Origin of the sequence: Vibrio sp. 10N.222.46.A1, assembly GCF_041473595.1 — a bacterium.
Lineage (GTDB): Bacteria > Pseudomonadota > Gammaproteobacteria > Enterobacterales > Vibrionaceae > Vibrio > Vibrio tasmaniensis_A.
In genome coordinates, this window is the sequence record NZ_JBFRSN010001867.1 from 1 (window position 1) to 251 (window position 251).

A 251-nucleotide genomic window follows, 5' to 3' on the forward strand; every position below is an offset into this window, starting at 1 on the left:
ACATTATCCAACCACCGAAAATCTGGCCTGCTGCATTGGTATCAGAAGGCATCGCCAAAGTGCGAAGAAGTAAAGAACCAATCGGGTTCAAAGTTGATTGAATAGTCATTGTTGTACTCTTAATGGTATTGATTGTTTTAAATTTAAATAGATGTGTTTGCGGGGTTCGCGGTGGTCGTATTTTTAACGTATTCACCGAACACAAACAATCAGTGGCCAATGATCACGAGTATCATTGGCCACTGTTAAAT

The 251-nt window shown here is 39.8% G+C and carries 1 pseudogene; it reads right to left on the reverse strand.

Going from position 1 to position 251, the window contains the following annotated elements:
- Positions 1-109, reverse strand: a pseudogene (locus AB4496_RS29675) (acyl-CoA thioesterase); the annotation flags it as partial.
- Positions 110-251: the final 142 nt, after the last annotated feature.